Genomic DNA, 13632 nt, shown 5'->3' with positions numbered 1-13632 from the left:
GGAAAACGAAAGGGCCGTTAGGCCCTCTTGTTTAAATATTTATTTCATTTAAGTAATGACTCAAGTTGTTCAGCAATTTCATCAATGGTATTTATCGATGTATTTAATGCCATTTTATCTACTAGTGTAGGGCTGAATTTTAAGATATCAGATTTAGATACTTCATGCCAGATAGGTAGTATTACTCGGTCTTCACCGTTCATCTCTCTGGCAGTCAAACCATTTAATTCATACTCTGTCCAGTCCTTTTTGATAAAGGATTTAGATAAAACAACAACTCCAAAACGAGAGTTTGCTAATCCATAATCGATTGTCTTACGTAGACTTTTACCCCAACCTAAAGAGAATTCGTCATACCATACATTTATCCCTTTTGCTTTTAACAACTCAGCAAGTGGACGGACAAAACTATCTTTATCTTCTGTTGCATGAGAGATAAAAACATCATAACTCTCTAGAATATCTTCTGTCTCATCATGTTTGTTGATAATTTGACGATTGAAATTATGGTTTGAAGATATTACTCTTTTTTGTGATTCCAACTCCCTTGTGATTTTTTTCTGATGATCTAACTGTTCTTTTTCAATTTTCTTTTGAGCTGCAATCCTTTTTTTCTGCTCATTATCTTGCTCTTTAAGGAGTTGGACTTGATAACGATGTAAGTCTCCAGTTTTAGTTGCTATTTTTTTATTGATATCTGCTTTTTTAGAACTACATTTTGTAACATCGTTATTATAACGATTGATTTCTGACATTTTTGAGTTCAAGGTATTTAATGATGTCGATTTAGTGATACTACGTTCTATTTGATTTATTTTTCCTGAAAGTTGAGCTTCTTTACGTTGCTCGTCGGAAAGTTGTTTTTGTAAATTAGCAATGTCTTTTTGTAGTCTGTTGATATTTGACATGGTATTACTTATTGACATTAGATGTTCTCCCAGACGATATTGTGTGCAATATACTACGTCGCTAATGAATTTTAAAGCTTTCTCTCGATGTTTTATATTACTCCACGGGCTGCGAAAATAATTGCCGTAGTGGGGTTTTCTTAATGATAATATCTCCAGTAGTTATTAATATACCTCTATCAATCAAAGGTTTCAGGGTCTCATGGATTATATGTCTTCTAAAAATAAGAGGGCGATGAGGTAATTGAATGGTTTTCTTATTGGCGATTGCCTCTGCTTCTAATGATATAAATTCAGGATCGAGAGGTAGGATGTCACTCATTTCATCAAATATGTTATAAACAGTAATGCTGCTTCCATTTGGTATGTTATCTATTATATTAAGCATAATGCTAATTATTAAAATTGACCATCTCTGGAACATCCACAGGCTTGGTGATTCTTTCATTTCTTTAAGCGTTATAGGTAATTTTGGCCACTTCCTCTGCATGCTCGGAGTAAATAGCTTATTGTTTATAAGCCATTTATTCCATGTGCTGTAGTCTCTATTGAATAGTTCATCAGTCATGTCTAAATACTCATATGAGCGATTTTTCAATCTATTGCTCATATGAATTGTTAGGGATTTTATGTGTATTCTTTCTTTACAATCTTTAATGAAATGAGATCGTAGTCGTGATTTTTCTTTTTCAAGTGATGGATATTTCAACCAGCGCCATTGAGGTTTGTTACTATCTATAGGATAGAATCTTATAATTACACTTCCTTCAAAATCATCCATTCGATTAAAATCAAATTCATTTAGTAAATATATTATCCATATATGAAATTCTTTCCCTTTATGCAAAGTGTCTCCACGTAGGATAAAACAATCATCGTTTTTTTGTATAACCGATATTTTATCAACGGCACGATTCTTCTTTTTGTAAAGGCAGAAGCTTTCAGTAAAAATCTCATTAGATTCTTCATAAGTTATACTCTCATGAATACTTGGCAGGAATATAGTTTTATTTTTCAGTGTTTTGTTGATTGAATTTAGTGTGTTTTTTAATCTTCTTGAACGTCTTTCATTTATTTCTTTTTCAACAGCTAACTCATGACATTCAATCGCTTTAATACACTCAGAGTAATAAAACCATTCATTGGGAACTTGATTGTTTTTAACACGTTGATACCATTCTTCTATCTCGATATCTTCAGAGTATTTAAACACTAACTCTACTGCATTTATTTTGTTATTTTTAAAGTAACGTACTTTTTCAGGCTCGCATTTGTGTGTTACGCAGATTTCGACGATGTATAATCCAGTATCTGTGTTAAGACAGACATCTGACACATAGGTTCCAATTCTATGTTCTAAGGTTGCGGATAGTATTTTGGTTTTTACTAGTGGTGTTTTTAGCGTGTGATTCTTATACGCAAAAGTCATTTGAGGTATTGTTAATACATCTAAGCTAAGAAAATAATGTTGCATTGCTAAATGCAACTGTGTCATTCGGCAAGCACGATTTTCAATCAGATTTCTATGGGCGAAATGATGTTTTTTTAATTTTCCACCATTGCGAGCAATTAATTCATCATTACATGACTTACATATGCAATTACACTTAGCTCCATTAGGAACATCATCAATATGCATGATCTGTTTTGTTTCTTTTTCCACAGCATATTCAATGATCACTACAAACTCCATTTCTTTACTATGACTGACTTGTCTAGATTAAATCCTTATATTGAATATGTCTACTGTATAAGGCAACGTAATCCTTAGCTTTCAGGTCTTTATTTGCTGCGAGCAAATTGAGATAGCATGACCATGTCATTAATATTGGCACCTAAATAGCTGTGTGGGATTGTAATCCATTCATAGCGTAAGACTTTGGTGCTGTTTTCTCTGTCTGCCACGCTGTATCAGGTCTACGATGTATGCCTTTACGCAACATGTTACATGCCAGTCAGCGTAAGTGTAGTGGTATTAGACATTGCTATTTAGATAACAAATCCACCACTGCAACATCAAAAGGAGCTGATCAAGATGTTTGCCTAAGAGTGTAAATAATGTGGACGCTGTCGTCTTATTTATGGCATATCTGAATGACTTTTGCTTTTCATATAACCATATTGCATAATGAATTGCCTGTTGACCTGTCAATGCCACCATATAACCATCAATATTGATTCCTGATAGTCATTATCATTGTCTTTATCACTCGATTACCGACATGAGTATGAGATGCTGGTAGCATATGTTAAAAAAATACTGGTTCTGTTTATCTGCAATGTTCTGTGTTGTGATAGTTCTACTTCAGAACGGGCTAAGACCACGATTTTATAGACTTTTTGCCCTTCCTAAATTAGATTGGTTAGAAAAGTCAGTAGCGATTCCTTAAGTAAAGGTGGGGTTTTCAATGGAACGTAATGTTTTGGGTCATGCTCAAAGAGAAATTTCAGGAGCAACCACATTTGGAAAATATGATTTTCAATATCATTGGGCTCTATGCAGAATAATTGAAAAGCATAAATCAAATTCTGACTATGCCTTATTGATCGAATATCATGAGGATGTCGTTATCGCAGACTCATTGTATGGAAGTTCGGCAAAATTTGAATTTTTTCAAGTAAAGAACACTGGAAAACCCTTCACTTCTGACGCCTTAACCAAACGAGAGCAAGGTGCTGAGGGAGCTAAGAGTTCCATTCTCGGTAAGCTCTTAAGCTCATGTATTGGTACAGACTATGAAGCACGAATTACGGAAATAGGTCTTGTGTCCTCCAGTGGTTTCTCATTTGAACAAAGAGATAAGAAGTTAAAATTAGACGTTATAACTTCAGGTGATCTTAGTGTAGATTGCTTGTCGGGGTTAACTGGAAAATTAAAGGATGAGCTTGGAATATCTCTCTTGCCAGAAAATCTAAAGTTTATTGTTCCAAAAATAAAATTAGAGAACCAAGAAGAATTTGTCATTGGTAGATTTGCTGAATTAGTAAATGAAATATTTCCAAATAGTCATTGCAATGCCGTTAATATTTATAGAGCGATAATCGATGAAATTCATCGCAAAGGACAGAATAGTTACGATTTTACTTTTTGGGAGAAAATGGTTGAGGATAAATCTCTAACATCTCATAAGGTAAAGCATGTTATAGCTGTTAATACAACATGCCCAAAATTTGAAGACTTTGAGAAAGACTTTGAGTACTTAGCTAAAAATGACATGAAATGGAACACCTTAACCTATCGGAAGATTAATAAAAAAATAAAACAACTTTTCTTGCGCCGAACCGGACATTCGTCGGCTTTTGATATGAATATAATGAGAACAGTCCAGCAGGCGCTAAGTAGTGTCTCTGAAGAAGACTTTACAGAAACCCGTGATTACATTGAGTCAGTTATTTTAAAAACTCAAGAGCTTAATATTGAAGATAAAGTGCCAGAATATGACGATATATTATGCGAGGTAATTTATAGCTTTTTAAAGGTGATGCATGAATAATATTGTAAGCAATAAAGATAACTATAAATTATTAATTCGGAATTTAAGGAACAAGAAAAATGAGAAACTTGACATTTCAACGATTAGTTCTGATATCAGATTCGAAAAGACTTGCGAATCAGTTCTCGTTCCAGAAAAGATTGAATTTAATTACCGGAAAAGATAATAGTATTGGCAAGTCCACTCTAGCAAAAAGTTTAATGTGGTCTTTAGGATGCGATCCTGTTTTCGATGAAGAGTGGAAATCAAATGACATCAAATCCATTTTATACTTTACTATAAATAACAAAGAATATTTTTCATGTCGTGGAACCCACTCAATAATTTTGGGAGCTATCGGCGATGAAGCTCAAAGATATATAAATATAACTGGTGATTTTTCGAAAGATTTCTCGGATCTCGTCAATTTCAAAATGAAGCTTCCTAATCGTGGTGATGGAAACTTAGAGACGCCTCCTCCAGCATATTATTTTTTACCATTTTATATTGACCAGATAAAAAGCTGGAGTTCACCTTGGAATTCATTCGAGAACTTAGGGCAATATTCTAACTGGAAAGTTCCATTAATCAAATATTTTACTGGTTATCTTAAGCCTGAGCATTTTGATATTGAGGAAAATATTTATGAATATAGTGAAATCAAGAAAGAATCAGCACATAAAATAGAAAAATTTCAAAGCGCGGTTGAAGTTATAGTTGATAACTCGGTTGATTCGCCTATAGCTTTAGATAATGATGATTTCATTAAGATTCAGAATGAAATAAAAAATGAACTTTACGACTTGATCGATTACCAAACAAGACTTTATGATGCTCAGACTACTATCACTTCAAATATTTACGATCTCGAAAGTCAGTATTCGTTAGCCATTACTTCTGCAAATGAACTCGAGGAAGATTATAAGTTTGCGGTAGAATCCATACCTACTGACAATTTAGAGTGTCCATTGTGTGGCACTCTTCATGATAACTCACTACCTAACAGAGCGTTGCTTCTTTCAGAAAAGGATTCATTGCTTAATGAGGCAAATTCAATAGCATCTAAAATAGCGGAGCTCAATTCTTCATTGAACTCATTAAATGATGACGCTCAGTTTATTACTAACGAAATCGATAGGATAAATAAGAAATACATTACAGACGACGATGCAGTTGAAAAAGATCTCATTGCTCAAGTAATTGATACCATATCTACTGAAAATGTTTCAAAAAATATTCAAATTAAAATCGATAATGAAGACCTTAACATCAACAAAGCCAACAGTTCTATCAAGGATTTAAAAAAAGACCAGAAAAAACTTCTTTCTACCAAAGAAAGGGAAGAACTGAATTCGTCCTTTATGTCCAAACTGTTGGCAAATATTGAAGCACTAGGTTCGACAGGGATAAATCTTAGCAAAGTTAAATCACCCACTGATTATAAACAGTTGCTTGGTGGTGGTGCTGCTGAGGCTGCTAGGGGACTACTTGCTTATCAACTCTCTATACTACAACAAATTCATGGTGCTAAATCTTGCGTAGTGCCTCCTTTCGTTATCGATACACCCAACCAGCAGGAACAGGCGGGATACCGTTATGAAACTGTTATTAAAGAATTAATGCGTAGTGTTCCTCAGGATTATCAAATAATACTATGCGCAATGGAAAATGATGCTTTAAATGAATTTAAACATGATGCTAATGTTATTGAGTTAAATTCAAATAGACTTCTAACTGCTTCGCAATATAATTCTTTGAGGTCTGAATATAAATATCTTCAGTCAATGATTACAGGTCAAAGTGAGAAGGAATAAATAAGGTTAGCCACTTAATCTTCATTTTAGATAATAAAAGATAGGGGTAAAGTATGGTGAAAGGCCATCCTTGGCCTCTATTGTTATCTTCTTTGAGCAAATTCAAACGGCCTAACCATACCGTTGCTGTTCGCATCCAGATAATCAGCCCACCACTGGAGCAACAGGCGGTGCTGGTCAAGGTGCTTGGCCTTGTGGGTATAAGCAGCACGGACGCTATTGCTTTCCTTATGGCTCATTTGAAGCGCTACAGCGTCTTCTGACCACAAACCTGACTCAATTAAGGCATTACAGGCCAGCGTGCGAAAACCGTGTCCACAGATGTCCTGCTTCGTGTCATAGCCCATATTGCGAAGGGCTTTGTTGATGGTATATTCAGACAGAACAGCTAAACATGGGTAAGACAATAGCCTGACCACTCATCCATCAACGCCACACGCTTAGGCCATAACGTCCCACGTTGATACGCTGCCTCAGCCTTATCAGCTAACTGGTGAGCCAGCGCATGTTCAATTACCTCACGTTGATGGTCTGTGGTTTCACCAGCCCAATCACGAAATGTTGAACGGAAGCCATGTTGTGTTAAACCACTATGTCCCATTCGTTTCAAGACTGCCAGCAATGACATATCAGAAAGCATTCCACCTCTTGGGGCTGGGAATACAAGATTATTGTCTTTGAAGCGGGGTAAGTCCTTTAACAGGGCAATGGCAGCATCAGGCAGCGGAACCCTATGTTCTTTGCTGGCTTTCATTCTGCTGGCAGGGATGGTCCACGTTTTGTTCTTCAGATCTATTTCTGACCATTCAGCGCCACGGACTTCACCAGAGCGCGAAACTGTAAGTATTGAAAACTCAAGTGCTCGCGCTGAAATGCCTACTCGTTTACGTAATTCGGTCATGAACGAGCCGATCTCGCTGTAGGGTAATGCAGCATGATGTTTTTGGGTCTGAACTTTGCTTGGCATTGGCAGGAGGGGCTTAAGCATACCTTTCCATGAAGCAGGGTTATCGCCCTCAAAGTATTCTTTCGCTTTTGCGTAATCAATGATCGCTTCAATGCGACCACGCAGACGGCTGGCAGTTTCGTTTTTTGTTAACCAGATTGGTTCAAGTATCGCTAATAGGTCAGTCTTTGTAATCTCAGCGATGGGTTTTTGACCAATAACAGGATAAGCATACGTTTCCAGCGTGGACCGCCATTGGGCAATGTGTTTCTGGTTCTTTAGCTCTTTGGTCTTAATTGCGATAACGTCTTCAGCACAGCTAGCAAAGGATTTGTTCTTGTGGGCCAGACGTTCCTGATGCGCTTTATGGGCGTGCTTTTCTGCAAGAGGGTCAATACCATTACGGATTTGTTTACGCAGCTCACGAGCTTTGTCACGCGCTTCCGCTAATGAAACTTCAGGGTAGGGGCCAAGACCCATGTTTAAACGTCTCGGAACGGTTCTTCCTAGAGCATTTACTCTTACCCCCATAGCAACGCAAAGCACCCATGAACGGGACTGACCCCGGACCCGGAGATATAAACCGTCAACGCCACCAACAGCATAAGAGCCTTCAGTTTTTAGCTTGGCAACAGCCAGTCCGGTGAGTTCTTTTGCTTTTTTCGGCATAGTAAATCCTGTCATACAAACCGCCATGCATAAGGTACTGCATAAAATGTCAGATTTTTTCGGATGTAGCAAGACGTCCTCGAACAATCAATTTTGACAACATATTGTTTATTAATGGTAAAAATGGACTATTTCTGGCATTCTCGGACATTAATTTGGCGGACTACGCTTCCGCCAAATACGAAACCCAAGTCGTTATGCGACTTGGGTTTTTTCGTTTTATTCGGTTCTGGTTGCGGCATTTAACGTGTCAGGCAAACAGATTCAGCGTGTTAGTCATGTAAGCCGTAGCTTAACCCCATGAAACCGAGTCCTGTCGCCAACACGTCGAGCCAGGATTGACCGAGATAACGTGTTTGCGACAGTAAACCTCTGTTTGTGTCGCGGATTAGACGTCGAGCTTACGGCCAGCCAACCATTCCACTCTGGCCGGGTCGCGATGGGAAAAGAATGCGCTGGTTGCGGTGTCGATCGCGGTGATGTGCAGCATATCTTCCGCGCTCAGTTCAAAATCGAGGATGTTGATATTCTCTTCCATACGTTCTTTACGCACCGATTTTGCCAGTGATACGATGCCACGCTGGAAGATCCACCGCAGGACAACCTGACCGACGCTTTTGCCGTATTTCTGACCTATCGCTGTTAACTCAGGATGCTGGAACAGACCGTTTTTCCCTTCGGCAAACGGGGCCCACGCTTCAGGTTGAATGCCACGACTTTGCATCCACGGCACGGCATGCAACTGCTGATTGAAAGGGTTCACTTCAATCTGATTCACCGCCGGGGTGACCTTATTAAAGGCAATAAGATCGGCCAGTCTGTCGGGATGGAAGTTGCTCACGCCAATAGCGCGAATTTTACCTGCCTGTTGCAGCTCTTCCATGGCTCGCCATGCGCCGTGGACATCGCCGTAAGGCTGGTGAATCAAATACAGGTCAACATAGTCGAGCTGTAGTCGGTTCAGTGACCGCTCGAACTGGGCCTTCGCACCTTCGTAGTTTGTATCGTGTAACCACAATTTGGTGGTCACAAAAAGCTCATCGCGGGCGACGCCGCTTTGTTTTAGCGCGTTGCCGACCTGAGTTTCATTCAGGTAAGAGGCTGCGGTATCAATCAGGCGATAACCCGTTTCGATGGCGTCAATCACCGCCCGCTCGCACTCGGCGGCATCCGTCATCTGGAATACACCAAAGCCCAACAGGGGCATGTTAATACCGTTGTTCAGTGTGACTGTTTGCATGACGTTATCCTTCAACTGTTGTCCCGTAACAGCATAACGCAAACTGATTTATTTGATTAGATGGAGTAATTCACTAAGCTTTATTAGATGGATTCATTAATCTTATGGAACAACGCCGGTCGGCTTCTAGCCGGAAGCGGACTTTATCTCTCCGGCTCCACCCGACCATCCATCAGGATATACTGCGCCGCTTTACGTGCGTATTGATCAATCAAAGGAACAAGCCGAGTAAAATGCTCGCTGGCACAGTGTGTATCGAGTGCTGCCCGGTCAGGCCACTCTTCAATGAAAATAAAATGCCCCAGATCCTTTTCATCCCGGTACAAATCATAAGCAATACACAGGGGCTCTTTCTTCGTTGCCGCGATGAGTTCGCGGTATAAAGGGAGAACGTTGTCGACGCATTCAGGTTTGATAAAATCTTCGGCGATGACTTTTAGCATGCGAACTCCTTCATTAAAAATGGTACAAGGTTTTTTACGGATAATGCCAGCCTCAAGGGCCGGTCAGAGCCAGAAACAGACGCTCAGATTTAATAAATCTGCCGACAAATGGCCAGCAGACTTTTTAGGGTATTAGTTGCGTGCAGCGATAGCCGCAGCGGCACCACCCATAGCAACAGCGCCTATACGATTGGCAAATCTCACCGCTTTAGGAGTCCGTAATAAAACGCGTGCTCTGTGTGCAAGGAACGTCCAGCTCAGATCGATCGCGGCCATCGTTAACCTCAAATAAAAGTGCCCCGAAAGGCTTATTGCACCTGCTGTGTACGTCCTGGAAGTCGGTGATAGCCCAGTCCTAATCTATCAGAATTTCAACCAACGATAATCTGGATACCAGTACAGTGGCCCCCATTGGTCGGGTGGAAATCAACAGAACAGGCAGTAACCACCACATAGAGATCTGTTTCCGCGAGTAATAGCACATTTCCTCCGGGGGGATTGTTCGAAGCCAATACCTCAAGCTTACCGTTAGCCTGCGGTTCTGAGCGTTGGAAAAAATTGACCGGATCGGGAACGATGGGGAGTGATATGTCTGCCGCCTGCAGTGCTCTCAGCATGTTGTCACGACAGTTCGGGTGATCATACAGGCCAGCTCGTTCGTAAAGTCCAGGGTTGCAGGCCGGGAACAGCATATCATGCGGGCATGGTGAGTTATCCTGCACTAATGTGAGTAAGGGTTTGGCTTTTTCACTGTAAAAAGACTCTCCCGGTGCGGGGAATAATCGCTCTGTTATATCTCGCGTCTGAGATGTGCTTAGCCAGTCAATTTCACCAGCGCTGATAGACATTGCCCACAAGTCCGCAACCTGCTGCCCTTCAGGATCAATAACACTGAATGTTTGACCTTTAGCAACCCAAAAGCCACGACCTTCCTGTGGCGGAATATCTATCTTTATCTGCTCGCTCATTTCCTGACATCCATTCTGATTACCAGTAACGAAGATTAACAAAATGGCAGTGGCGTAACTAATGAATGATGAGGAAACGGATATTGTTCGTATAATAGGGTGTTAATCAATGGGGAGCTGGATCTCCTCTCCACGACCCGCGACGATTACCCCAGCAGCAACCCGCTGCATGGCAATGTCGACGTCTGCTCTGAGGATCCCGACATGACCACTTTTCATCAACTTACTGCCACCAGCCTGCAGGGTCAGCTCATCTCTATGGCTGACTACGCTGGCAAGCTGGTTCTGGTCGTTAACACCGCCAGCCATTGTGGCTTTACGCCACAATACGCAGGTCTTGAGGCGCTTTACAAGAAGTACGCTGCGCAGGGTCTGGTGGTGCTGGGGTTTCCCTGCAACCAATTTGGTAAGCAGGAACCCGGCGGTGCCGACGAAATCGCTCAGACCTGCCACATCAACTACGGTGTGAGTTTCCCGATGTTCGAGAAAGTGGAGGTCAACGGCGGTGCAACGCATCCGGTATTTCGCTACCTGAAAGACGAATTGCCAGGCGTGCTGGGTGGGCGGATCAAGTGGAACTTCACTAAGTTCCTGATTGGACGCGACGGTAAACCGCTCAAGCGTTTTGCACCGTTCACCACCCCAGAGAAAATAGAAGCCACAATTCTTGCTGCACTGGAAATCTAAGTGTTTTGCCATTCTCTGGGGGAATAGCAGTATCTCGTGCTACTGCGGATTTTTTACCTGAATGCTCAGTGCCATGACGGCGCTGGCTGTCGTAAATACCGCAATGACCCAGCTCATTGTCCAAGGTGTGCCATCGCTAAAGAGTGCCAGCAACAGCGAGGAGATGATGCCGCTACCGTATTGCAACGCGCCCATTAGCGCCGATGCGGAACCGGCAACATTCGGCGCGGCGTCCAGTGCATATGCCGTAGACGTCGCGGCGATGATGCCATTCATTGAGAAGAACACGAATACGGCTCCGACAATCACCGTGATCCCTCCCGCGCCCAGACCCGTTGTAACAGCCAGCACGATGGCGGCAACGGTAGCGATGAAGACAGCAATCTTAAGTAACGCTTCCAGTGGGTAGCGATAAACCAGGCGTCTGTTGACCATGCTCACGGCCATCAGTCCCACAATGTTGATGGCAAATAACCAGCCATAATGCTGCGGATCAACGCCGAAGTACGTGATGTACACAAACGGGGAACCGGTGATAAAGGCGTAGGCCGCGATGTAGTAAAACGTCAGGCATAGCGTAAAGCGCATATATCTGGTGTTGGTCAGTAATGCGGAATAATGATGAAAGGCGCTGGAGATGGAAGCCTGGGAACGTTTGTCTTCCGTCAGGGTTTCCGGTAGCCAGAATAACGACAGCAGCATGAATGTACCGATTATCGCCAGTAGCCAGAAAATGGTGTGCCACGAGGTGACCTTAATCATTTGCCCGCCAATCAGAGGACCGGCAATCGGCGCGATAGCCATGATGATCATCAGGGTCGACAGCATTTGTGCTGCGCGAGTACGGCTAAACAGGTCGCGGATCATTGCGCGCGCCAGCATCGGGCCGGTACAGGCACCTAGCGCCTGAAAAACACGCCAGAAGACAATATGTACAATATCCGTTGATAATGCGCAGCCGACTGAACCTATAACGAATAAACTCAAACCAATGAATAGCGGCAGACGCCGCCCGTAACGATCGCTAATCGGTCCCCAAATCAGTTGTGCAATGCAAAAACCCATGAGAAAACCGGTGATGGTTAACTCAGCATCGCCGTGTAAATCTTTTGCCATTATGGGCATTGCCGGCAGATAGATATCGGTTGATAAGGAGGTCACGGCCATTAAGGCGCTAAGGATAAGGACAAAGGTAAGACCGGTTTTTTTAGCCGTCGCTGACTGCGTTTGTGCTTGTAGGTTAAGCATGCTGAACCATCTGGATATTGAAAGACAGGACCATGTTAACGGGTTTGTGCTTGCAGATAATGGTCAGCAAGAGGATAGGCGCTATGAGTGGTATTCATTAATAATGTGAATTTTAATTTTCAGGTAAGTGGATGTTGGCTAATAACGCTTTGTTTTTAACGATCTATTGATGGCATACGTTATATATCCAGTAAAACCAAAATTAAAAGGTTTCTTTTTTTGCAACTATACTTACTAGGCCTTACGCAGGTTCATTCGCGTTGATGTGTAACATGCTGGTAAGACGTTGCGCGATCAATGTGGTATCAACGATCTTTAGGCGGAATATCCTCTCGAGGGAAATACAACTATGTCATTTGTAAAAACAAAAGATGGTGTAAACATTTTTTATAAAGACTGGGGGGCGAAAGATGTGCAACCTATCGTATTCCATCATGGCTGGCCGCTGAGCGCAGATGACTGGGATAACCAGATGTTATTCTTCCTTAATCACGGTTATCGTGTTATCGCCATCGATCGTCGCGGGCATGGACGTTCAGATCAGGTGAGCGACGGTCATGATATGGACCACTATGCGGCAGACGTGTCGGCCGTGGTGGAGCATCTTGACCTGCATAATGCCGTGCATATTGGTCACTCCACGGGAGGGGGGCAGGTGGCAAGATATGTCGCTCAATATGGACAACCGCAAGGTCGCGTGGCGAAAGCCGTACTGATCAGCGCCGTGCCACCGCTGATGGTTAAGACAGATAATAATCCGGGAGGGACACCGCTCAGCGTTTTCGATGGATTCCGCCAGGCGCTTGCCGCCAATCGCGCGCAGTTCTATCTTGACGTGGCAACCGGGCCTTTTTATGGATTCAATCGGGAAGGGGCAGAGGTATCCAATGGAACACTTCAAAACTGGTGGCGACAGGGCATGATGGGGAGTGCAAAAGCGCACTACGAAGGAATTAAGGCGTTCTCTGAAACCGATCATACCGATGATTTAAAAGCCATTACGCTGCCCGTTTTGGTGATGCAAGGAGATGATGATCAGGTCGTTCCTTATAAAAATGCAGCGCTGTTGCAGGATAAATTGCTCGTTAACAGCGTTCTGAAGATTTATCCAGGTTATCCGCATGGGATGCATACTACCCATGCCGAGGTGATTAATAACGATCTGTTGCACTTCATTCAGGCCTGAAAATATTCTGAAGTTGCGGTGAATGTTCAGAATATGCATTAAATCATTGT

11 protein-coding genes and 1 pseudogene are annotated in these 13632 nt (G+C 42.1%); 4 read left to right on the top strand and 8 right to left on the bottom strand.

From position 1 onward, the window contains the following. Positions 1-44: 44 nt before the first annotated feature. Together FDW98_RS15590 and FDW98_RS15585 are read right to left on the bottom strand one after the other, a co-directional pair. Complete coding sequence (locus tag FDW98_RS15590; protein WP_087857520.1) at positions 45-926, bottom strand: toll/interleukin-1 receptor domain-containing protein; 882 nt, start codon at positions 924-926, stop codon at positions 45-47. A 79-nt stretch (positions 927-1005) separates the two neighbouring features. Then, complete coding sequence (locus tag FDW98_RS15585) at positions 1006-2589, bottom strand: hypothetical protein (protein ID WP_137398878.1); 1584 nt, start codon at positions 2587-2589, stop codon at positions 1006-1008. A 727-nt stretch (positions 2590-3316) separates the two neighbouring features. Here FDW98_RS15585 and FDW98_RS15580 point away from each other — a divergent pair. Both FDW98_RS15580 and FDW98_RS15575 read left to right on the top strand, forming a co-directional pair. Further along, the gene (locus tag FDW98_RS15580; RefSeq protein ID WP_110498419.1) at positions 3317-4402 is read left to right on the top strand and encodes a DUF4297 domain-containing protein; all 1086 of its coding nucleotides are present in this window, start codon (positions 3317-3319) and stop codon (positions 4400-4402) included. 140 nt (positions 4403-4542) lie between these two features. Then, positions 4543-6195: a hypothetical protein gene (locus tag FDW98_RS15575; RefSeq protein ID WP_228304187.1), complete on the top strand. Its 1653-nt coding sequence runs from the start codon at positions 4543-4545 to the stop codon at positions 6193-6195. An 83-nt stretch (positions 6196-6278) separates the two neighbouring features. On the opposite strand, the pseudogene FDW98_RS15570 reads toward FDW98_RS15575, so the two are convergent. The 5 genes and pseudogenes from FDW98_RS15570 to FDW98_RS15545 form a co-directional block, all read right to left on the bottom strand. Further along, positions 6279-6575 (bottom strand): annotated as a pseudogene (locus FDW98_RS15570) (tyrosine-type recombinase/integrase); the annotation flags it as partial. An 8-nt stretch (positions 6576-6583) separates the two neighbouring features. Then, positions 6584-7810, bottom strand: coding sequence for a site-specific integrase (locus FDW98_RS15565; RefSeq protein ID WP_110498415.1), 1227 nt, complete (start codon positions 7808-7810; stop codon positions 6584-6586). Positions 7811-8198: 388 nt separating this feature from the next. Continuing rightward, entirely contained in the window at positions 8199-9050 is an 852-nt protein-coding gene (locus FDW98_RS15560) for an aldo/keto reductase (RefSeq protein ID WP_096757627.1), read from the bottom strand. 143 nt (positions 9051-9193) lie between these two features. Next, positions 9194-9493, bottom strand: coding sequence for a putative quinol monooxygenase (locus tag FDW98_RS15555; RefSeq protein WP_096757626.1), 300 nt, complete (start codon positions 9491-9493; stop codon positions 9194-9196). Positions 9494-9864: 371 nt separating this feature from the next. Beyond that, complete coding sequence (locus FDW98_RS15545) at positions 9865-10461, bottom strand: urea carboxylase-associated family protein (RefSeq protein WP_096757625.1); 597 nt, start codon at positions 10459-10461, stop codon at positions 9865-9867. A gap of 204 nt (positions 10462-10665) precedes the next feature. On the opposite strand from FDW98_RS15545, the gene FDW98_RS15540 reads away from it, so the two are divergent. Continuing rightward, positions 10666-11148: a glutathione peroxidase gene (locus tag FDW98_RS15540; protein ID WP_096757624.1), complete on the top strand. Its 483-nt coding sequence runs from the start codon at positions 10666-10668 to the stop codon at positions 11146-11148. Between the two features lie 39 nt (positions 11149-11187). Here FDW98_RS15540 and FDW98_RS15535 read toward each other — a convergent pair whose 3' ends face one another. Continuing rightward, positions 11188-12396, bottom strand: coding sequence for a multidrug effflux MFS transporter (locus tag FDW98_RS15535; RefSeq protein ID WP_096757623.1), 1209 nt, complete (start codon positions 12394-12396; stop codon positions 11188-11190). Positions 12397-12745: 349 nt separating this feature from the next. On the opposite strand from FDW98_RS15535, the gene FDW98_RS15530 reads away from it, so the two are divergent. After that, entirely contained in the window at positions 12746-13582 is an 837-nt protein-coding gene (locus tag FDW98_RS15530) for an alpha/beta fold hydrolase (RefSeq protein ID WP_096757622.1), read from the top strand. Positions 13583-13632: the final 50 nt, after the last annotated feature.

Origin of the sequence: Citrobacter sp. wls711, assembly GCF_005281055.1 — a bacterium.
GTDB classification, from domain to species: Bacteria; Pseudomonadota; Gammaproteobacteria; order Enterobacterales; family Enterobacteriaceae; genus Citrobacter; species Citrobacter gillenii.
This window is presented reverse-complemented; position numbering and strand designations above follow the sequence as displayed.

Excerpts from the sequence above, each read along its gene's own strand:
- FDW98_RS15535 (WP_096757623.1), bottom strand. The coding sequence starts at position 12,396 with ATGCTTAACCTACAAGCACAAACGCAGTCAGCGACGGCTAAAAAAACC.
- FDW98_RS15590 (WP_087857520.1), bottom strand. The coding sequence starts at position 926 with ATGTCAATAAGTAATACCATGTCAAATATCAACAGACTACAAAAAGAC.
- FDW98_RS15555 (WP_096757626.1), bottom strand. The coding sequence starts at position 9,493 with ATGCTAAAAGTCATCGCCGAAGATTTTATCAAACCTGAATGCGTCGAC.
- FDW98_RS15565 (WP_110498415.1), bottom strand. The coding sequence starts at position 7,810 with ATGCCGAAAAAAGCAAAAGAACTCACCGGACTGGCTGTTGCCAAGCTA.
- FDW98_RS15560 (WP_096757627.1), bottom strand. The coding sequence starts at position 9,050 with ATGCAAACAGTCACACTGAACAACGGTATTAACATGCCCCTGTTGGGC.
- FDW98_RS15545 (WP_096757625.1), bottom strand. The coding sequence starts at position 10,461 with ATGAGCGAGCAGATAAAGATAGATATTCCGCCACAGGAAGGTCGTGGC.
- FDW98_RS15530 (WP_096757622.1), top strand. The coding sequence starts at position 12,746 with ATGTCATTTGTAAAAACAAAAGATGGTGTAAACATTTTTTATAAAGAC.
- FDW98_RS15540 (WP_096757624.1), top strand. The coding sequence starts at position 10,666 with ATGACCACTTTTCATCAACTTACTGCCACCAGCCTGCAGGGTCAGCTC.
- FDW98_RS15580 (WP_110498419.1), top strand. The coding sequence starts at position 3,317 with ATGGAACGTAATGTTTTGGGTCATGCTCAAAGAGAAATTTCAGGAGCA.